General features: G+C 64.2%; 21 protein-coding genes. 12 read left to right on the top strand and 9 right to left on the bottom strand.

Annotated features, from left to right (window positions below; translation table 11 throughout):
- Positions 1 to 12: 12 nt before the first annotated feature.
- Positions 13 to 444, bottom strand: a complete 432-nt coding sequence (locus VLE48_02670) for a hypothetical protein (protein ID HSA91887.1) — start codon at positions 442 to 444, stop codon at positions 13 to 15.
- Positions 445 to 600: 156 nt separating this feature from the next.
- On the bottom strand, positions 601 to 3,318 hold the full coding sequence (locus VLE48_02665) for a protein kinase (GenBank protein ID HSA91886.1): 2,718 nt from the start codon (positions 3,316 to 3,318) through the stop codon (positions 601 to 603).
- Between the two features lie 230 nt (positions 3,319 to 3,548).
- Between VLE48_02665 and VLE48_02660 the strand changes: the two genes are divergently transcribed.
- The 4 genes from VLE48_02660 to VLE48_02645 all read left to right on the top strand — a co-directional run bounded on the left by VLE48_02660 (position 3,549) and on the right by VLE48_02645 (position 8,015).
- Positions 3,549 to 5,132: a tetratricopeptide repeat protein gene (locus VLE48_02660; protein HSA91885.1), complete on the top strand. Its 1,584-nt coding sequence runs from the start codon at positions 3,549 to 3,551 to the stop codon at positions 5,130 to 5,132.
- A 23-nt stretch (positions 5,133 to 5,155) separates the two neighbouring features.
- Positions 5,156 to 6,451 (top strand): nodulation protein NfeD, encoded by a 1,296-nt coding sequence (locus VLE48_02655; protein ID HSA91884.1) that lies wholly within the window; start codon positions 5,156 to 5,158, stop codon positions 6,449 to 6,451.
- A 74-nt stretch (positions 6,452 to 6,525) separates the two neighbouring features.
- Positions 6,526 to 7,287 carry a slipin family protein gene (locus VLE48_02650; protein ID HSA91883.1) on the top strand — a complete coding sequence of 254 codons (762 nt, stop codon included), beginning with the start codon at positions 6,526 to 6,528 and terminating at the stop codon, positions 7,285 to 7,287.
- Positions 7,288 to 7,388: 101 nt separating this feature from the next.
- A complete protein-coding gene (locus VLE48_02645; protein ID HSA91882.1) occupies positions 7,389 to 8,015 on the top strand; it encodes an SPOR domain-containing protein in 627 nt (208 codons plus the stop codon).
- A gap of 157 nt (positions 8,016 to 8,172) precedes the next feature.
- Here VLE48_02645 and VLE48_02640 read toward each other — a convergent pair whose 3' ends face one another.
- Positions 8,173 to 8,787 carry a sulfite oxidase-like oxidoreductase gene (locus VLE48_02640; GenBank protein ID HSA91881.1) on the bottom strand — a complete coding sequence of 205 codons (615 nt, stop codon included), beginning with the start codon at positions 8,785 to 8,787 and terminating at the stop codon, positions 8,173 to 8,175.
- 158 nt (positions 8,788 to 8,945) lie between these two features.
- On the opposite strand from VLE48_02640, the gene VLE48_02635 reads away from it, so the two are divergent.
- The 3 genes from VLE48_02635 (at position 8,946) to VLE48_02625 (ending at position 10,642) form a co-directional block, all read left to right on the top strand.
- Positions 8,946 to 9,245 (top strand): metalloregulator ArsR/SmtB family transcription factor, encoded by a 300-nt coding sequence (locus tag VLE48_02635; protein ID HSA91880.1) that lies wholly within the window; start codon positions 8,946 to 8,948, stop codon positions 9,243 to 9,245.
- 47 nt (positions 9,246 to 9,292) lie between these two features.
- Positions 9,293 to 10,135 carry an arsenite methyltransferase gene (arsM, locus tag VLE48_02630; GenBank protein ID HSA91879.1) on the top strand — a complete coding sequence of 281 codons (843 nt, stop codon included), beginning with the start codon at positions 9,293 to 9,295 and terminating at the stop codon, positions 10,133 to 10,135.
- Positions 10,136 to 10,213: 78 nt separating this feature from the next.
- The gene (locus tag VLE48_02625; protein HSA91878.1) at positions 10,214 to 10,642 is read left to right on the top strand and encodes an ArsI/CadI family heavy metal resistance metalloenzyme; all 429 of its coding nucleotides are present in this window, start codon (positions 10,214 to 10,216) and stop codon (positions 10,640 to 10,642) included.
- An 88-nt stretch (positions 10,643 to 10,730) separates the two neighbouring features.
- Here the strand turns inward: VLE48_02625 and VLE48_02620 are convergent, their stop codons facing one another.
- Positions 10,731 to 11,666, bottom strand: coding sequence for a hypothetical protein (locus tag VLE48_02620; GenBank protein HSA91877.1), 936 nt, complete (start codon positions 11,664 to 11,666; stop codon positions 10,731 to 10,733).
- Positions 11,667 to 11,782: 116 nt separating this feature from the next.
- On the opposite strand from VLE48_02620, the gene VLE48_02615 reads away from it, so the two are divergent.
- Positions 11,783 to 12,742, top strand: coding sequence for a hypothetical protein (locus VLE48_02615; GenBank protein ID HSA91876.1), 960 nt, complete (start codon positions 11,783 to 11,785; stop codon positions 12,740 to 12,742).
- 5 nt (positions 12,743 to 12,747) lie between these two features.
- Here VLE48_02615 and ftcD read toward each other — a convergent pair whose 3' ends face one another.
- The 4 genes from ftcD to VLE48_02595 all read right to left on the bottom strand — a co-directional run bounded on the left by ftcD (position 12,748) and on the right by VLE48_02595 (position 16,336).
- Positions 12,748 to 14,226: a glutamate formimidoyltransferase gene (gene ftcD, locus VLE48_02610; GenBank protein ID HSA91875.1), complete on the bottom strand. Its 1,479-nt coding sequence runs from the start codon at positions 14,224 to 14,226 to the stop codon at positions 12,748 to 12,750.
- Between the two features lie 62 nt (positions 14,227 to 14,288).
- On the bottom strand, positions 14,289 to 14,867 hold the full coding sequence (locus VLE48_02605) for an acyloxyacyl hydrolase (protein HSA91874.1): 579 nt from the start codon (positions 14,865 to 14,867) through the stop codon (positions 14,289 to 14,291).
- 110 nt (positions 14,868 to 14,977) lie between these two features.
- Positions 14,978 to 15,724, bottom strand: a complete 747-nt coding sequence (locus VLE48_02600) for a YebC/PmpR family DNA-binding transcriptional regulator (GenBank protein ID HSA91873.1) — start codon at positions 15,722 to 15,724, stop codon at positions 14,978 to 14,980.
- Between the two features lie 105 nt (positions 15,725 to 15,829).
- A complete protein-coding gene (locus VLE48_02595) occupies positions 15,830 to 16,336 on the bottom strand; it encodes an AI-2E family transporter (protein HSA91872.1) in 507 nt (168 codons plus the stop codon).
- A 41-nt stretch (positions 16,337 to 16,377) separates the two neighbouring features.
- On the opposite strand from VLE48_02595, the gene VLE48_02590 reads away from it, so the two are divergent.
- The 4 genes from VLE48_02590 to purQ all read left to right on the top strand — a co-directional run bounded on the left by VLE48_02590 (position 16,378) and on the right by purQ (position 18,787).
- Entirely contained in the window at positions 16,378 to 17,001 is a 624-nt protein-coding gene (locus VLE48_02590; protein HSA91871.1) for an RNA polymerase sigma factor, read from the top strand.
- Positions 16,998 to 17,381: a hypothetical protein gene (locus VLE48_02585; GenBank protein ID HSA91870.1), complete on the top strand. Its 384-nt coding sequence runs from the start codon at positions 16,998 to 17,000 to the stop codon at positions 17,379 to 17,381. The genes VLE48_02590 and VLE48_02585 overlap by 4 nt, the downstream gene beginning before the upstream one ends.
- Positions 17,382 to 17,526: 145 nt before the next feature.
- Complete coding sequence (locus VLE48_02580; protein ID HSA91869.1) at positions 17,527 to 17,979, top strand: Spy/CpxP family protein refolding chaperone; 453 nt, start codon at positions 17,527 to 17,529, stop codon at positions 17,977 to 17,979.
- A gap of 112 nt (positions 17,980 to 18,091) precedes the next feature.
- A complete protein-coding gene (gene purQ, locus VLE48_02575) occupies positions 18,092 to 18,787 on the top strand; it encodes a phosphoribosylformylglycinamidine synthase subunit PurQ (GenBank protein HSA91868.1) in 696 nt (231 codons plus the stop codon).
- Here purQ and VLE48_02570 read toward each other — a convergent pair whose 3' ends face one another.
- Positions 18,788 to 19,906, bottom strand: a complete 1,119-nt coding sequence (locus tag VLE48_02570) for a D-glycerate dehydrogenase (GenBank protein ID HSA91867.1) — start codon at positions 19,904 to 19,906, stop codon at positions 18,788 to 18,790.
- Between the last annotated feature and the right edge of the window lie 22 nt (positions 19,907 to 19,928).

Raw genomic sequence — 19,928 nt, 5'->3', positions numbered from 1 at the left:
TCCCGCGGTGGATCAGCGCCAGAGCGGGCGGCCCTTCTTGTCGCGGAAGTAGAAGACGTCATTCTCGCGCTCGATGCCGCGGGCCAGAACGGCGGGCAAGTCACGGTACGTCGTCTTCACGCCGATGAGGGTAATGTTGTCCCCCTGCTTCAGTTGGATGCCATACTCCTCCAACCACTTCAGTGGGGCGACGTGGACCTCGTACTTCTTGCCATCGACATTGAAGACCAAATGCGTGCCCATCGTGCCGCTGATCGGGCATTCGTACTCCTTGATGCTCTCGACGGTGCCCAGCAGCCTGACCTCTTCCTTGATGTTGTACGCAGGCACCGGTTCTTTGTTCCCAGCCTGGGCTTGCTTAACAGGCGCCTGCTGTGTAGCTGCCGGAATGGCCAGAGCCAGGATTGCAATACCTACCAGGAATGTCTTGAGGACGGTCGTCATAACCTTACCTCCGAGCCCAGCCGGAGGCGGACTGCCCCAGGCCGGGGCCTCTGACAACAATTTCATCCCAGGCGCGGAAGAATCGCGGTGATTGGCGTCACAAGAAAGGGTGACGGAAAGGCTGCCAGCAAGCGTACGGATACAGCAGAAATAGAGTCAGCGATAATCGGAGATCAGGACGACGTCGGCCGAGATGGTGCCGGCGGCGACTGCGAGCTGCTTGCCGTCGCGCGACCAGGCAAAGTTGGTCATCACTTCGGCGTTGAAATTGGTGAGGCGACGGGGCTTGCCTCCCTCCAGGGGCTGCAACCAGACGTCCTGGGTCGGGGTGCGCGATTCGATGTACAGAAGCCCACGGCTGTCGCGCGCCCAGAGCGGCGGGGAGGAAATGTCGAAGGTCTTGACGGGCGGACCGCCGGCAAAGGGCATTACGGACATCTGCATGCGAGCGGTAGCGTCGCTCCGAGTCAGGTACGCGACCCATTTGCCGTCGGGCGATACCGCCGGATTGAGCGAGTAGACGTCGGTGAGCGGAGCGGCCGCGCCGCCGTCGGTGGAGACTTTCCATAGCGTGTACTTGCCGGAGCGCGCGGACTGGAAAACGATCCACTTGCCGTCGGGGGAAATGGCCGGGGCGTAGTCGGAGTTACCGTCGGTGAGCTGCCGCGGCCGGGAGCCGTCCAGATCGACCCGCCAGACATTGAAGCCGCCGCTGCGGGAGGAAGAAAACACGATGTAGCGTCCATCGGAAGAAACCCGGGGGATCTGCTGCTGGCCGGGCAGATCCGTAATCCTGCGCGGGTTTGCGCCATCGGCATCGGCGATCCAAAGATTCTGCCTGGCGCCATCGGTGGCGGTGTAGACGAGCCGGCCATCCGGCGTCCAATCCAATCCGAATACGCCCTCGTAGCGACCCACGCCGGTGGCAAGACGCGCAGCCTTCTTCGTGTCTCCTTGGGGCGCAACCAGGAGAGCAGAATTCAAGTCGCCCTGGCCGGCGGCAATCGATTCGCCGTCTTCGGTGAGGCTCGCGCCGAAGTAGATGTTCAGGTCATTGGTGATGCGGCGGCCGCCTCCCCCGGGATAGGGCAAGAGGTAGAGTTGGTTGGAAAAGAACTCCGAGGTTTCTCCCGCCTGCACCACCAGTCCACTGGCATCGGGGAGCCAAGCCAGCGCGCCAATCTGCAGCCACGTTGGCGCCGGCAGGGGCTTGGGCGAACCACCCGTGGCCGCAACCACAAGAACGTGCGCGGCCCGGCCGCCGCCGTAGGTAACTTCGGCGAGCGCCAGGTTGGCGCCGTCCGGCGACCAGGCCAAGCTGCCAAGGAAGTCGGGGCGGCGCACGGTAGCGAGGACGCGCTCGTCGGAGCCATCCAGGCTCGTGACTACGGCCTGCTCTTCACCATGTTGGGGCCTATAGCGGATCCAAGCGACGCGCTTGCCATCCGGGGAGACGCTGGCGGCAAAGTTAATTCCGGAGATCAGCTTTTGGGAGGCCCCTCCCAAAGTAGCGATGCGGTACAGGGTATCGGTAGCCTCGGTACGTGACCGGCCCAGGTAGTAGATGTAGTTGCCGTCGCGCGAGAACTCCACGTAATCGAACAGGTCGTCGGTCGCGGGCATGATTTCGACGTTGCTGGTGGTGGCGACCTGTCGCACCCAGAGGCTTTGCCTGCCTTCCTGCTCGTTGATATAGGCGGCGTACTTGCCATCGGGGGAAATGGCGGCGCCACGGACGAAGCCACTGCTGGTGAGGCGGGAGATGCGCATCCGGCCGGCGGCGGGCGTGGCGGCAACAGGAGCCGCAGAGCGCGAAGCCGAACGGTAGGCCACATAGGCGATCCCGGCAACCAGGAGCAAGGCTCCCGCGGCGACCAGGGTTAGGCCGCGCTTGTGGCGGCGCAGGACGGCGGCGACCACCTGACTATCGGAGGAAGCCGCTGCGGACACGGCGGTGGCGTCCGAGGCCGCACGCAGCGCGACCGGCACGGTGGCGGTGGAATCGGTATCGCGCTTGAGGCGTTTCAAGTCTGAGCGCAGGTCGGCGGCGCTCTGGTAGCGCAAGTCGCGGTCTTTCTCCAGCGCCTTGCCCACAATTTCTTCCAGCTTGGCGGGGGTGTCGGGATTCAGACGCACGGGCGCGGTGGGCGCCTTGTGGAGGATGGAATCAAAGATGGCGGCCGAGGTGTCACCGCGGAAAGGCAGGGCGCCGGTGGCCATCTCATAGAGAACCACACCCAGGGAAAAGATGTCGGAACGGGCGTCCAGAGGTTCGCCCAGGGCCTGCTCGGGAGACATGTAGGCGACGGTACCCACGGCGGTGCCGGGACTGGTGAGATGCTCCTGACCGGCGTAGGTGGGCTCGTCACCGGCAGTGACCGCCTCGACGATGCGACGGCGGGAGGCGGCGGGCTTGGCAAGCCCGAAATCGAGGAGCTTGGCCTGGCCCCGCTCGGTGATGAAGATGTTGCCGGGCTTGATGTCGCGATGAACGATGCCCTTGGCGTGCGCCGCGTCCAGCGCGTCGGCGACGTGAATGGACCACTCCAGCAACTGCGGGAGTCGGACGTCGCGCGCTTCCAGGAGCTGACGCAAGGTAGCCCCCTCCAGCAGCTCCATGGCGATGAAGGGGCGACCTTGATGCTCACCGATGTCGTAGATCACGCAAATGCCGGGATGGTTGAGGAGGGCAGCGGCCCGGGCTTCGCGGTAGAAGCGCTCGGCGGCCGCGCTGCCTTCGACAACGTCGGCGTGGAGGAACTTGAGAGCTACCTGGCGGGCGAGCTTGGTGTCTTCGGCGCGATAGACAACACCCATGCCACCCGCGCCGAGATGCGCGAGGATTCGGTACTGAGCGACAGTTTCACCGATCAATGAGACGACCCCAGGGGCACGATGTTATGGGCGGGCTGAAACGGTGTCAATGCAGGCACAAGGAGAAGGGCGGGGCTTCTCATGAGTGTTCCATCCCAAGCCTGGAGGAATCGCGGTGACTGGCGTCACAAGAAGCGATGGGAGGACTGGCAAGTCAGCCGTCATCGCAGGAGCCAGCGTTTGGTCGCGAGAAGGCTGCGCTACGCAAGCACCGGTATAATCGTCCTGTCTTGATCCGACTGCGCAGCCTTCTGTCTTCCCTACTCTTCCTCCTGCTGCTGGGAGCGGTGTGTGCGCAGGCGCAGCAGCAGGGCAAGACGCTGGTGATTCTGCCCTTCGAGAACGCCTCCAGCGCGCCGGGGCTGGAGTGGATCGGGGAGGCGTTCCCGGAGGTGCTGGGGCCGCGCATGGCGTCGGCCACGCTCTACGTAGTGGGGCGCGACGACCGGTTGTACGCCTTCGACCGCATGGGCATCCCGGCAGCGGCACGGCCTTCCCGGGCCACCATTTACAAAATCGTGCAGGCCATGGACGTGGACTACGCGGTGCTCGGCCGCTACGAATTTGATGGGCGGACGTTCACGGCTAGCGCGCAACTGCTGGACGTGAAGTCGCTGCGGCTGGGCGCCGAGGTGAAGGAATCTGGGTCGCTGGTGAAGCTGCTGGACGTGCAGAATGCCCTGGCCTGGGACCTGCTGCGGCAGATCACGCCCAACCTGCTGATGTCACGCAATGATTTTGTGGCGCTGGCGCCGCCGGTGCGACTGGACGCGCTCGAGAACTACATCCGCGGGGCGATCGCCGGCGAGAACAAGGAGAAGGTCCGCTATTTCCGCGAAGCGGTGCGGCGCAACCCCGCCTATTACGATGCCATGCTAGCGCTGGGCAAGATGCTGTATGAGACCGGGGACCACCAGGCTTCGGCCGGATGGCTGGCACGCATCCCCCGGAACGATGCGCTGGCCCGGGAAGCGCACTTCTACCTGGGGCTGGACTACTTCTACCTGGGGCAATACGACCGGGCCCAGTATGCGCTTGAGTTCCTGGCCTCGCGGCTGCCGCTGACCGAAGTGCACAACAACCTGGGCGTGATGGCGGCACGACGCGGGGACGCCAAGGCGGCCGTGGAACACTTCCGCAAGGCAGTGGAGGCCGACCCGCGCGACGCGGACTACCACTTCAACCTGGGTGTCGCGCTGGCACGCGCGGGCGAGCCGGAAGAAGCAGCGCGTGAGCTGCGCCGGGCCCTGGAACTCACACCGGAGGACACCGAGGTCCAGAGTGTGCTGGAAAACCTGGCAAAGGCGCAGAGCGGGTCGCGGCCGCCGCAGGAGCGCATCAAGCTGAACTATGACGAAAGCTCCTACCGGCAGATGGCGATGCAGATCCAGAACGTAAACGAGCAGCGGCTGGCGTCGGTGGACCCGGTGTCGCATGCCCGTTTCCACACGGAGCGCGGGCAGTCGCTCTACGACCAGGGGTTCGTGCTGGACGCGGAAGGCGAGTTCCGCGAAGCCGTGGTGCTGGACCCAACCGATTCCGCGGCTCACGCGGGGCTGGCCGCCGTGCTGGAGCGCCTGAATGACGCCAGCGGAGCGCGCGCCGAGGCGCGGGCCGCGCTGCGCCTGGCGGAGCGCACCGACGCATTGCTGGTGCTGGCGCGGCTGGACTTGAGAGAGAATAGAGTGGAAGCCGCAGCGGAAAGCGTCGCCAAGGCGCTCGCGATCGAACCGCAGAACGCCGAAGCTGCCGCATTGCAGCGGACGGTGGCGTCCCGCTTGGCGGAGAAAGCGCCGGCGGCGCAAAAGCCATGAAGTCCTGCAGATTCACAATCCGTATGGTTGTCCTGGCCGCTTTGCTGATTCCGGCGACCGCGTCGGCTGATGTGCTGAAGATCGTTGTGGATGACATCATCCATCCCATCACCGAGGAGTACATCGGGCGGACCCTCGACGAAGCCAAGAAAAGCAAAGCCGAGGCGGTGCTGATCGAGCTGCGCACGCCGGGCGGTTTGGAAACTTCGACGCGCAAGATCGTAGAGAAGCTGCTGGCGTCGCCGGTGCCGGTGATCGTCTACGTGACGCCCAGCGGGAGCCGGGCGGCGTCGGCGGGATTCTTCATTTTGCAGGCCGCAGACGTGGCGGCCATGGCGCCGGGAACGAACACGGGCGCGGCGCATCCCGTGCTTCTGGGCGGTAAGGACATGGACGAGAACATGAAGAAGAAGATGGAGAACGACTCCGCCGCCTTCATGCGCGCGTTCGTGGCCAAGCGGGGACGCAATGTGGAGGCGGCAGAGAGCGCGGTGCGGGAATCGAAGTCGTTCACCGAGCAGGAAGCGCTGAAGGAACACGTGATCGACTACGTGGCCGAGAACGAGCAGAGCCTGTTCGAGCAGTTGAGCGGAAAGCCGATCCACCGCTTCGACGGAACCACCATCACCCTCGACCTGAAGGGCGACCCGGTGCGGCCGTTCGAGATGACACTGCGGCAGAAGATCCTGGCGTACATCATGGATCCGAACGTGGCCTACCTGCTGTTCTCGCTGGGGATGCTGGCGCTGTATGCGGAGTTCAACAACCCCGGAGCCATCCTGCCGGGCGTGGTGGGAGTGATCTGCGTTCTGCTGGCGCTGTTCGCGTTCAACATCCTGCCCACGCGCTATGCCGCCCTGCTGCTCATTGTGGCAGCCTTCGCGCTGTTCGCGCTGGAGGCCAAGTTCACCAGCCACGGCGTGCTGGGGGCCGGGGGCATCCTGTGCATGGTGCTGGGCGGACTGATGCTGATCGATGCCCCGATCCCGGAAATGCGGGTGCGGCTGTGGACGGCACTGGCGGTGGCCGTCCCCATGGGGTTGATCTCGGTGTTCCTGATGACGCTGGCGATCCGCGCGCAGATGGGCAAGACAGCGGTGGGCCCGGAAACCCTGGTGGGAGCCGTGGGCATAGTGCGGACGCCGCTCAGCCCGAGCGGCAAGGTGTTCATCCAGGGCGAACTGTGGAACGCAGTGTCGAACACAGCGGTAGCAGTGGGAGAAGCGGTGCGCGTGCGCCGCATCGAGGGACTGGTGCTGGAAGTGGAGCCGGCGGCCGGAGCCAGCGCAGCGCATAGCCGGGACGAGCCTTCGACCTGACGAAGGCCGCGTTCGCGGCCCGCTGACGCTTCCTATATCATCCCAAGGGAATCCTTTTTCCTGGAGGAATTGTCATGGGCGCTTTTGGCATCCCGATCCTGGTCCTGGTGTTCTACCTTCTGAGCTGCATCAAGATCCTGCGTGACTATGAACGAGGCGTGATCTTCCGCCTGGGAAAGGTACTCAAGCACCCCAAGGGACCGGGTATCTTCCTGGTGTTCTGGCCCATCGACCAGATGGTGCGCATCTCGTTGCGGCAGGAGGCCTTCGATGTGCCGCCGCAGGACATCATCACCCGCGACAACGTCACCCTGAAAGTGAATGCGGTGGTGTTCCTGAAGGTGGTGGACGCCAATGCCGCGGTGCTGCAGGTTTCGAACTACCTCTACCAGACGTCGCAGTTCGCGCAGACCACGCTGCGCTCGGTGCTCGGCGAAGTGGAGCTGGACGAGTTGCTGGCCCACCGGGAAAAACTGAATCTGCGCATCCAGTCCATCCTCGACCAGCATACCGACCCCTGGGGCGTGAAGGTGGTCAACGTCGAAGTGAAGCAGGTCGATCTGCCGGACTCCATGTTGCGCGCCATGGCCAAGCAGGCGGAGGCGGAACGCGAGAAGCGCTCCAAGATCATCCACGCCGAGGGCGAGTACTCGGCCTCGCAACGGCTGGCGGACGCGGCCAAGGTGCTGGCGACCGAGCCCCTCACCCTACAGCTTCGCTACCTGCAGACGCTGACGGAGATCGGAGTGGAGAAGAACACCACCATCGTGTTCCCATTGCCCATCGACATCGTCAGCGGAATCGCCAAGCTGATGGAGAAGGCCCAGAAGGGCTAGGTCGTGGATCCCAGCCCGCGGGTCCCGAGGGGATAACTTTCTAATAACTAACGAGGTTCCGCCCGGTCCGCTCGGCGCAAGTTTGCCCTAAGATGAGGCACATGGAACTGACCGAAAGCTTGCTCACGGAAACGGAAGAAGCGCCGGAAGCGACCTTTGGAACCGGACGTTTGCTGGGAATCTTTTTTGCCCTGGTGCTGGTGTGCGCCCTGTTTTTCGGCTTCGGCTACACGCTGGGACGAAGCACCGGGACGGCGCAAGCGGCGACGCTTGAGGCCGCAGGAGTGACGGTCCCGCCGACTACCGATGCCACCGGCGCCGGCAAGCCGTCGGCAGCAAACGAGTGCACGGGAAGCGACTGCGCAGGGACCGCCCAGCAGGATCTGACTTTCTATAAAGCGGTGGAGCAGAAGGACGCCCAGCCGGCGCTCACCAAGCCTGTAGCAGAGAAGCCGCAGCCGACGGTCGAGCCGACGAAGTCTGCGACGGTCACGACACCCAAGATGCCCGCCGGCTTCGTGGTGCAGGTTGCAGCCCTGACCAAGCAGGACGACGCCGATGCCATGGTCAAGGCGCTGCGCCGGAAGAACTATCCGGTGTTCGTGATGAATGCGCCCGGCGATCGCTACTATCGCGTGCAGGTGGGACCCTACCCGACGCGTTCCGACGCTTCCGTAATGCAAGACCGTTTGCGGCATGACGGCTACAAGGCGATCGTAAAGAAATAGCCGGGATCGAGTCTGACAAACCCCTCCGGATGGAGGGGTTTCGTTTTGCTGTCCGGGCAAGCGGGCCGAACGCGGACGTGGCGCCAGGGATTCCTCGCCCGCCGCGGCGGGCTCGGAATGGCAACACTCAGCCCGGAAGCGGGTGTGCTCGCAACGTCTAAGGATCGGTGTCGAAGCGCTGCTCGCGGAACGGATCGCCGTACATGTGGTAGCCGTTCTGCTCCCAGAAGCCGGCCTGGTCGTGGTCGAGAAACTCGAGCCCGCGCACCCACTTCACCGATTTCCAGGCATAGAGGTGGGGCACGATGAGGCGCAAGGGATAGCCGTGCTCCGGGGTGAGCGGCTGGCCGTCATGGTGGGTGGCGAAGAGCACGCCGTCGCGGTCCAGGTCGGCCAGCGGGACGTTGGCCGTGTAACCCTGTTCGGCGCGCACCAAGACGTAAGCGGCCCCGGGCTTGAGGCGCACCAGGTTGAGAACATCGCGAAAGGCCACGCCTTCCCACAGATTGTCAAAGCGGCTCCAGCGGGTCACGCAGTGGAAGTCGCTGGTGGACCGGACCCGAGGGAGCGCGCTGAACTCCTCCCAGGTAAGCCGGACCTCGTTTTCCACCCGGCCACGGATGCGGAAATCCCAGCGCGCCGGATCGAAGCGCGGGACCGAACCGTGATGGAGGACTGGCCACTTCAAGGTCAAGGCCTGGCCGGGAGGCAGGCGGCCCTGGTCGCGCATCTTGCGCTCCTGTTGCTTGCGCTCGTCGCCTTCGAAAAGCATGGATTCCCTTCTCCCTCTTGCGGTACCGATGAGATGCAGCAGAAGGCGGAGGGTTGCGAATCCGGCGATGGCGTAGCCCGTCCCTCTTTTTCTCCAACTTTTTCTGCAACCTGGCGTATTGACAGGCATCAATCTATGATGTATAGATGGATGTCGATATGGCAAAGACAGCCAACATGGTGGCGGAGGTGTTCGACGCGCTGGCCGATCCCACGCGGCGAAAGATCCTGAAGGCGCTCAAGGAGAAGGGCTGCTGCTCGATCGGCAAGCCGTTCGGGATGTGCGCCTGCGACATCGAGCAGAAGGTGGCATTGTCGCAGCCGACGGTGTCGCATCACATGTCCGTTCTGAGGAAGGCGGGGTTGGTGGAAGCCGAGAAATTCGGGCAGTGGATGTGGTACCGGCGCAATGAGAAAGCACTGAAGGAATTTGCGGAAGCGCTGGCGCAGGAGCTGTGACAAACCAGTCGCTAGTGGCGGGTAAGAGGCTGGTAGAGGAGAGGACCATGAGTACGGCGAAGGATGTGGGCGGCACGGCAGCCTCCCAGGAGAGAGATCACCTGGTAGAAGCGGTACGCGCGCGTTACGGGAACATCGCCCGCGAGAAGAGCGGCTGTGGATGTTCGCCCTCGGCCGGGCCGGCGGCCATCGGATACTCGGCTGAGGATCTGGCGTCCGCGGGCAGCGCCAACCTGGGACTGGGATGCGGCAACCCTTTGGCGCTGGCGGCGATCCAGCCCGGGATGACGGTGCTCGACCTGGGCAGCGGAGCGGGCTTTGACGCATTCCTCGCTCAGAAGCAGGTGGGGCCGAGCGGGCGGGTGATCGGCGTCGACATGACCGAGGAGATGCTGAACCTGGCGCGGGAAAACGCGCGCCGCCTGGGCGCCGACAATGTCGAGTTCCGCAAAGGCTATATCGAGCACTTGCCGTTGGAAGATGACGCCGTCGACCTCGCCATCAGCAACTGCGTCATCAATCTGAGCGCCGACAAGCCGGCGGTATTCCGTGAATTGTTCCGCGTGCTCAAGCCGGGCGGTCAGATTTCCATCAGCGACATCGTGCTCCTGCGGCCCTTGCCGGAAGCCATCGCCGCGGACGTGAACGCCTACGTGGGCTGCATCGCCGGGGCGAGCCTGCTGGGGGATTATCTGGACATCGCCTTCCAGGCCGGCTTCCGCGAGCTTTCCCTGCCCCAGATCACCAGCGGACGGGACTTGCTGCATGCCCTCACACCCGGAGAGCAGGCGAGCGCGGTGGAACAACGCTTCGGGGCGGAAGCTCTGCGCGAGGCGGCGGCCGCGGTGGTCTCAGCCAAGCTGCACGGACGCAAACCCAGAAACAGTTGAGTTCTTTTCGTCGGAAGGACCGCGTTGTTGGCTGTGGGCTGGTATATCGATACTCATCAATGCACAAAGGAGAAGAGCGTGGAAACCAAGCTGCACGTTTCACTGGACGTGGTAAACCTGGAGAAGTCGGTACGGTTTTACACGGCGCTGTTCGGCGCCCAACCCACCAAGCTGAAACCCGGGTACGCCAAGTTCGACTTGGCTTCGCCGGCCGTCAACCTGACCATGCAGGAAAAGGAGCATTGCTGCCTGCAGGGCCTGAACCATCTGGGCATCCGCGTGGATTCGGTCGAGGAAGTGCTGGAGTACAAGCGGAGGCTCTCCGAGGCCGGCATCAAGACCGCGGAGGAGATGAACACTACCTGCTGCTATGCCTTGCAGGACAAGATTTGGGCGACGGACCCCTCCGGGTACCGGTGGGAGGTCTATGTTTTCAAGGGCGACGCGCAGGAGGCCGAAGGCCCGAAGGACGTCCGGAAGGAATTTGAAAAGGCATGCTGTGTGTGAAAAGCCAGTGGCTAGTGGTTAGTGGCTAGTGACTAGTAAGAGCCAAAGGCCGGGCTAAACCCGGCCCTTGTTTCAGGCGAGCGCGGCGCTAGCGCCGGACGGCAGCGGAAAACAGGTCGGACTGGACCAGGGCCTGGAAGCGCTTGTCGTCGGTGCGGAACCGCATGCGAACGTTGCCGCCGTCGGAATCCACTTTGAGATCGTTCAGGATCTCCTTGTCGGCGGCGCTGGCGTTCATCTTGCGGTAAAGCACGCCGGCCTGGATGAGCGAGGAGAGAGTGGCGGCGGTGAAATTGTCCGAGGTGACGATGTCCAGGTCGAAGTCGATGCCGCTGTCGAAGTCCAATTTGTAGCGCGAGCCCCGCAGACGTTTCTTGATGGTATCGAAGTCGGCGAGCCCGGCCGCCTCGCCGAGAGAGGCACGCAGCATGAACTGCGTGCCCGCAGGGTCCAGCACGCTCCACAGGGCGCCGGTTTCCACGGCGGACATCATGTCGGTGACCTGAGTGTTGCTGGAGAGGCTCTCGCCTTCCCCGTTGTACGTATCGAGCGCGGTCTTGAGGGAGTTCAGTTCGCCGAAGATCATGGTGGCGTCATCGAGCAGCGCCATGCGTACGGTTTCACCCATGGGGTAGATGTCGGTGGCGCGATACTTCTGGGGAACAATCCTCTGCCGGCGCATCCTCTGCTGCACCTGCTTGAGAGCGAACTGCCCCTGGGCGATACCCAGGAGACGGGTGCCCTTCTCCGGTACGCGGAAGCTGGCGAAGGTCAACTGGTCGAGGTCGCGGTCGGGTTCGATGCCGACCTTGCGCAGCGCGGTTTCGAACTGCTTGAGGTCCGGGGGAAGGGCGCGAGCCTTTAGCGCCTGGGCCGAAGCCGAGGCACCCATCTTGCGGTAATCAACAGAAATGATCTGTTGCACTTGCGCGGGGATCACATTGCGCGACGCCGTGCCCAGCGCCGCTCCCCAAGCGGGCGCGGCAAGACTCAATACGATAAGGCAGAAAGCCAGCCGTTTCATGATCAACATTATAGAGGCGCAGGGCTCCTCGGAGGTTGCCCCATGCGGCACTGGGTGGGATTGGGCCGGGAGGCTGATATAGTGTTGCGCCTCCCGGACAGATTGCGAGGCGGACGATGTCGCGACTCGACCTCACCTTCAACTCCGAACAGCCGCCACGCGAGGTGACGTGGCAAGGACTTCGCTTGCGCGAAGACACGGCCTACACCGACCCCAAGGGGCGGGAGAACGATTCCGCGCGGCGTTCGGTTGAGAAGGTCCTGAGCCCGCTGGCCGGCGTCCTTCAGAACCTGCTGGAAGCGGACGAGGCGATCCTCTATGCGGCCCGGGCCAACGCGCCGCTGGGGACGCTGGAGCAGCTCACGCTCGGTTGGTATGCACAGTACGTGGGTCAGACGACGCTGGTCGTGACCGACCGTCGCCTGTTGCATCTGGCGGTGACGCGCAACGGGCAATGGAAACACAATGTGCGTAGCCTGCAATGGGGTGACCTTCAGGATGTCAAGATCAAGGGATGGCTGGCCCGGACCATGGAGCTGCATTACGCCAACGACCGGAAGGAGAAGTACTGGGCAATCCGCGCCAGAGACGCCAAGAAGTTGCGCGTACTGATTCCCGTCCTGTTGGCTGCCTACCGTGGCCAGGTTACGGCACGGCAGGGGATGACACCACTGTGTCCGGAATGCAAGACGGCACTCACGGCCAAGGTGTATCAATGCGCAAATTGCGGATTGGTCTTCAAGGACGAGAAGACCGCGGTCCGCCGTTCGTTGTTGATCCCGGGCGGCGGATACTTCTACACCGGACAGCACTTTCTCGGCGTGCTGGATCTCATTGCCGAGGGCTACCTGTTGCTGCTGCTGGCAGCATTCGTCCTACTGGCGTTCCTGGGCGATGAGCCCACGGCACCGGGTGAGGAGGCGCTGACTACTCTCGATGCTTTGCTGTTCGCGGGTTTCATCGGTTTTCTTTTGGTGCTGGAAAAACTGATTACGATCCATCACTGCCGGCGGGCGGTTCGCGACTTCATCCCCACGACGGAAAAGCGCCTGGGCACACCGCCGCCCATCGGATAGGGCCTTCAGGACCGGAGCTGTTCGGTTCGCCGTCGGGTCTCGGCGGTGAAGGAGGAATCCTTCTCACCCAAGGATTGCAGATTGATTTCCACGTTGGCCAGCGCACCTTCGATAGCAGCCCGAGCCAGCGCAGTGGCCGTGGTGAGGTCCGAAGCCATGTTGGGGTTGGTGATGGGCCCGAGTTCCGTAACCAGGGTGGCGACTTCCCTTGCCCGGCGAGCGACCTCGAGCGGAACACTGGTTGCGCTCTTGAGCGCAGTAACGATGACGGCATCGCCATCCGAAGATGACTTGGCCGCCTGATAGGCCTTCATGACCTGCTCATAGGATTCGGCATCGGCGTCAATGGCGGCCTTGAGCTCTTCGCGGAGGCGAGACAGGCGGGCGATGGCCTCGCTGAGGCGGGCTTCGTACTGCAGGTAGGCCTTCTTGCCGCGCGACATGGCTGCCACCATGTGAGCCAGAGCGGCGGCCATGGCCCCGGCCGCGGCGGCGGCGCTTCCCCCGCCCGGGGTCGCAGTAGGGGCCGCGAGTTGTTCGACGAAGGGTTCGACTCCGGCGCGCAAGCCCCCGACCGCGATCTTGCCGCCCATGACCGCGTTCAGGCGATTCTCCAGGATGAGCGAGGAATCGAAGTTGCCGATCTGCAGGAACCACTCGGCGGCGTTCTCCAGCGCCCGCTTGGGGATGAGGCCGACGATCTCGCTGGAAACGGGCGTGGCGCCGTAGCGGGCCGCTTCGCGCCGCACGAACTCGAACACGCGGGCGATGGGTGTCTGCTCGAAGTCGGTGAGATTCATGGAAACCTGGGCGAGGTTGCGCACCAGGAACCCCGCCGCCTTGACGTAGCGCAGGCCGCCGGTGGAAAAGCGAACCGCCTTGGCGACCTTCTTGGCGACATTCACGTCGGCGGTGTTGAGATAGATGTTGTAGGCGATCAGAAACTTGCGCGCACCCACCACCGTGGCTCCGGCGGTGGGATGGAGGCGGGACTCGCCGTAGTCCGGACGGCGGGCGGGGTTGGTAGCGATCTCCTCGCGAACAACTTCAAACTGCCCGCGGCGGATGTTCTCCAGATTGGCGCGCTCGGGGACGGTGGCCGCGGCCTCGTAGAGATAGACGGGGATCTGATAGCGCTTCCAGATCTCCTGGCCGACGTGGCGAGCGATGGCGACGCAGTCCTCGAGCGTGACGCCTTCGATGGGAATGAAGGGAATCACGTCGGCGGCCCCCAGCCGGGGATGCTCGCCGCGATGCTGGTTCAGGTCGATGAGCTCGGCGGCCTTGCCCACACCGCAGATGGCGGCTTCCGCGATGGCCTCGCGGTCGCCCACCAGGGTGATGACGCAGCGGTTATGGTCGGCGTCCATCTCGCGGTCGAGGAGGTAGACACCCTCCCGCTTCATGGCCTCGATGATGGCATCCACTTTGGCCCGGTCCCGGCCTTCCGAGAAGTTGGGCACGCATTCGACCAGCGTGGACATGGACCCAAGCATAGCGGTCGAGCCAGAGGGCCGCAACTCCAGGTCTCCGGGACTGCCTCTGGCTATCTAAGCCACGAGTAGCCGAGCGTGAACTGGACACTGTTGATACCCGGGTTGGGCGATTCCAGGCCGGCGTTGGAGATGTGCACGTAGCGGGCCGCCACGCTCCAGGCACGCTTCTCGCGGGTGAGGAACTGCAGACCGAAGGCCGCCTGAGGCGTGAAGTTCACCTGGCTGGTGAAGGCGGGTACGCTGCTGCGGGTGAACAACAGGCCGCTGCCGGCTTCGAAATAGGGGACGACCCGGCGCTTGCTGGTGAAGTTCCACTTGAACAGCGCGGGCGTGAAGCCAAAACCGTAGACGGTGTTGTCCTGGAAGACGACGTAGGCCGGGATGAACTCACCTGCCAGCTCGAGATTGCCACGCAGGAAGCCAGGGAGGTGCTGGCCGCTCATGACGCGGCCCACCCGGAAGCCGGCGTTGAAGAAGCTGGTGTCCGAGACGCCTCCGGGCACGCTGGTGCCACCTCCGACCCAGGGACCGAATTCCCAGGTTCCTTTTCGCGCCAGAACCGAGGGTGCGTCCTGGGCAGCAACCACGGTAGCGGCGAGGAGCAGGGCGAGGCAGGCGACTGTCTTCATGAGACCTTCCCGGATCATTGTCGGAGTACTCTAGCAGCGCAGGATGCGCGCGGCGAGTGATTCTTGCGGTTCGGCTCTCCCGGGTGGGGTGGAAACGCCGCCCAGGTTCCTTAGCTAGCGACCTGCTCGAGCTGCTTCTCGTCGACGTCGAAGTTGGAGTACACGTGCTGGACGTCGTCGTGTTCCTCCAGCGCCTCCACCAGGCGGATCATCTGCTGGGCGGCGGCGCCATCCAGCTTGACGTAGTTCTGCGGGAGCATGGCGAGTTCGGAAGCCGACACTTCGAGGCCGGCCTTCTTGACGGCCTCGAGCACCGCCTCGTAGCTGGCAGGATCGGTGATGATCTCCCAGTTGGAGCCGTCATCTTTCAGGTCTTCGCCGCCGGCCTCGAGGATGATGTTCATCAGGTCATCTTCCGACGCCGACGACTTGGGCACCACGATGTAGCCTTTCTTGTGGAACATCCAGGCCACGGATCCGGCTTCGCTCATGTTGCCGCCGTTCTTGCCGAAGACGTGCCGGATCTCGCTGACGGTGCGATTGCGGTTGTCGGACGAGATCTCCGTCAGCACGGCGACGCCACCCGGGCCGTAGCCTTCCAACTGGAACTCCTCGTAGACGGCGCCGGGCAACTCACCGGTTCCGCGCTGGATGGCGCGCTTGATGTTGTCGGCCGGCATGTTCTCGCCCTTGGCGGCGGCGATCGCGGTGCGCAGGCGGGGATTCTTGTCCGGGTCGCCCCCGGATTTGGCCGCCATGCTGATCTCGCGGATCAGGCGGGTGAAGACCTTGCCGCGCCGGGCGTCCGCCGCGCCCTTCTTGTGCTTGATGGTGGCCCATTTGGAATGGCCGGACATGAGAACCTCGATATCTAAGGACTGTGTCAGCGCGGGGAGAATGACAAACGCGCTGCTATCGATGCAGACGAATGGTGATTATAGCATGCGCGAAATGCGCGCTTCCTAGGCATCCGACCCGGGATTCCGGCGCGAAGCCGGCCCTGGAACCGGGGCCTGCCCTGCCCGGGAACGGAAGGTGTAGAGGATCGCCAACAGCGGCGGGGCCAGCAACACTCCCCAGAACGGGATGAGTATGCCAAGGACCAGGGGAGCGAGGATCGAGGCCCAAATGGGAACCTTGGCGGTGCGCCTGAGCAGATAGGGCTGGAGCAGAAGACCGTCCACCAGAACAATGGCGGCATAGAGGATGAGCACGTAGAGTGCACGCTCCGCGCCGGAACTCAGCCCAGCCGCCAGGGCGGGGCCGACGACTCCCAGCACGGGACCCAGGTGCGGAACGTACTGGAAGAGCGCGGCCAGCAACGCCCACAAGGGCGCCCAAGGGACACCAAGGGCCAGGAGACCGGCCAGCCACAGCAGGCCAACCGCGGCGGCGTCCAGGGTCTGGGCCACGAACCAGCGCCAAAGGCCGGTGGCAGCGGTGCGGACGTGCTGTTCGAACTCGCTCACGTGGTACATCTTATTCTGCACCGATGTAAACCGTCCGGGGCGTGAATCCGTCCAAAGGGAGCAGCGGGCTCATCGTGGCCACCCTGGAGAACACACTGACAACGGCGAGTCTGGCGCGAGTGGCGCGCGGCATCGCGCCGGAGGAGTTCGACGCCATCGTCCGCCAGCACCAGCAGCGCATTTACCGCGTCCTGCTGGCGCTGCTGCGGGATCCCGACGAGGCCGACACGCTTACCCAGGAATGCTTTCTGCGGGCCTACCGCAAGCGGGAGAGCTTTCGGGGTGAGGCAGCGGTCGGGACGTGGCTGGTGCGGATCGCGCTGAACCTGGCCCATGAGCACCGCCGCAGCCCACGCGTGGCCTTCTGGCGGCGGCTGTTCCAGCGCGACCGCGAAGACTTGCAGGCGGTGGAGGCGGTCGCAGCAGCGCAACAGCCTTCACCGGAGCGGCAAGCGGCGGCGCGCCAGGAGGCGGCTGCGGTGTGGGAGGTGGTGGCCACACTTTCCCCGCGCCAGCGAGCCATTTTCGTCCTGCGGTTTGCGGAAGAGATGACGCTGAATGAAATCGCTCAGGCCATGGAGCTGGAGGTGGGGACGGTCAAGGTGCATTTGTCGCGCGCGCTGGCCGCGGTCCGGCTGCGCCTGGGTGAAAGGAGGCATCGGTGACGGAAACGAATCGATTTCAAGACGAACGGCTGGCCACGGCGCTGGCGGCGTTTGCGGCTTCCGTGCGCGCCGAAGGCGAGCGCCCCGCGGCATATTGGGCTCGACAGCGAGCCCGAATCGGGGAGCGCATCACGCAGCAGGGCCGTGCCGCCTCCCTTCGTCTGGCCTGGGCCGGCGCCCTGGCCGTGGTGATGCTGGCTACGCTACTGCTCACACAGTCCCAGCCTCCGCTGCCGCAAACCGCCTATGATCCCGATCACGATCTGCTGTTGGGGGTGGAAAACGCCACCCGGCGCCGCGTGCCGAAGGCGCTGGACCCGGCGGTGCTGCTGGCGCAGGAAATGGAGCAATCGGCGCAGTCTCAGAACGCCAAACCGTAGTCACACAGGAGAGAACATCATGAAGCTCGCCCCAGTCCTACTCGGTCTCGCTCTCGCGGCACCCCTGATGGCTGCCCAACAAGGTCCTACGCCGGCCGCCAAACCGGCCCCGACCGCTCCTCCGGCAGCGGAGTGGCATCCGCGAATGCGCACTCCGGCACCGCCGGCGCCCCCGGGGCATCCGCATCCGCACGGTCTGGGCAAGTGGTGGAAGGACTCCAAGGTCGCCGCGGAGCTGAAGCTCAGCGAAACGCAGATCAAGGAGATCGAGCAGACCTTCCTCGAGCACCGGCTGAAGCTGATCGATTTGCGCGCCAATCTCGAGCGCGAAGAGACCAAGCTGCAGCCGCTGGTGGAAGCCGACCAGCCCGACGAAGGGCAGGTGGGCGCGCAGATCGATCGCGTGGTGGCGGCACGCGGCCAACTGGAAAAGGCCAACACCATGATGATGCTTGCCATCCGCCGGGTGCTGACGGTGGAGCAGTGGAAGAAGCTCCAGTCCATCAAGGGCGAACGCGACCGCGTGTTTTTCTTCCACTCGGCCCCGGCTCCTACCGCTATGCCTCTGCCGCCGGGAGAATTCGAGGTACCGCTCTAGACCTTGCCCCAAGGGGCACGGCGCGGCCGTGCCCTTGACCTCTCCTGCCCAGGTGCACTTGGCAGCCGATGGTAAACTGCAGTGTGGCAGCCGCCACTGAGGACAAGCGGCGATGAAGTTCGGCGTGGTGGTCTTCCCCGGCTCCAATTGCGAACACGACGCGTGGTACGCGGTGGGCGCGGTCGCACAACAGCCGGTCACCTACCTCTGGCACGACTCTGCCGACCTGGAAAACTGTGACGCCATCATTATCCCAGGCGGGTTCGCCTTCGGCGATTACCTGCGCACGGGCGCCATCGCCCGTTTCTCGCCGGTGATGGAATCGGTGGCGCGATTTGCGAGCAGCGGCGGCATGGTGCTGGGCATCTGCAACGGCTTCCAGGTCCTGTGTGAGGCCGGCCTGCTGCCGGGCGCGCTGATGCGCAACGTGGGGCTGCGGTACATCTGTCGCCAGGTTCACCTGCGGGTGGAGAACGCGGACACGCCCTTCACCAACGCCTGCCGCAAGGGCGAGGTGCTGCAGATCCCCATCGGGCACATGGACGGGAACTACTTCTGCGAACCGCAAACGCTGGAGGCGCTGCGGCGCGACGACCGCATCCTGTTCCGTTACGCGACGCCGCAAGGCGAAATCACGCCCGCCGCCAATCCCAACGGCTCGCTCGATAACATCGCGGGCATCTGCAGCGAGGGCCGCAACGTCTGCGGCATGATGCCCCACCCCGACCGTTCGAGCGAGGCTCAACTGGGCTCGGTCGACGGGCTGAAGATCTTCCAGTCGATGGTCGCCGCCATGGCGACAAAATAGCTACTTCGCGAACGCTTCTTTGTTCACCACGTAGGGCATCTTGGTGATGTCGCCGCCATAGTTCCCTTCCAGCACGTCGATCAGAGCCTGGGCGCAGCGGCCCGCCATCCCCTTGTCAGGGTCGGTGGAAAGGCGCGTGATGCGGGCGCCGGAGGCGAAGTGGTGAAAGATGCGGCAGCGGTCCCAGATCTCCGGGTCACGCAGGGGCGAATCCGGCGGCAGGGGCTCCTTCTCGAAGACGTCCAGAGCCGCACCGGAGATCCAGCGCTCCTTGAGCGCATGGGCCAGCGCCTTCTCATCCACCACCGGCCCGCGTGAGGTATTGACCAGGTACGCGGTGGGCTTCATCAAGCGCAGCGTCCGCTCGTTCACCAGATGGTAGGTAGGCGTGTCGCTCTCCCCTTCGCGCAGCAAGGGCACGTGCAAGCTGATGTAGTCGCCCTGGCGCAGGGCTTCCTCGAGCGTGACGTACTTGATCCAGGTCTTCTCTTTCTGCAAGCCGCGGGCGTGGCGCAGGTCCATCAACTCCTGGATGGACTCGACGAAGGCATGGTTCTGGTACACCGGGTCGTAGCACAGCATGTTCATGTCAAAGCCGGAGGCCTTCTTGATCAGGGCCAAGCCGATGCGTCCGGTGCCGATGATGGCCAGGGTCTTGCCGGTCACTTCATCGCCGAGAAACGGCAGGAAGGGATGCCAGGAACGCCATTTGTTTTCGCGTACCAGATGCTCGCTGACCCACAGCTTGCGCGCCACCGAGGCCAGGATGAAGAAGGCGAACTCGGCCGTGGCTTCCGTGAGTACGTCGGCCGTGTGGGTAAAGGGAATCTTGTGCTGGTTGGCGGCGGCGCGGTCGATGTTATCGAAGCCGACGGCGTCCTGGGCCACCACCTTGAGCGTTCCCTTGCCCGCGGCGAGCACTTCCGCGTCGATGGGATCGCGCAGCGTGGTGATGAGGCCGTCGATACCGGAGCGGACTTTCTCCAGGATCAGCGATTTGGGCGGCGCTTCCGGAGCGGGGTAGACCTCCAACTGGTAGCCGCGCTCGCGCAGCAGGTTCTCAGCGGCTTCGCCGATGTGGCAGGTAGCAAACACGCGGAAGCGCGTCGGGTCGCTCATGGCCCTCTTCCATCAGGAGGTA

The sequence above is a fragment of the Terriglobales bacterium genome (assembly GCA_035454605.1).
GTDB lineage: Bacteria > Acidobacteriota > Terriglobia > Terriglobales > Acidobacteriaceae > DATMAB01.
Note: the sequence above shows the minus strand (reverse complement) of the source record. Positions and strands in the feature narration are given on the sequence as shown.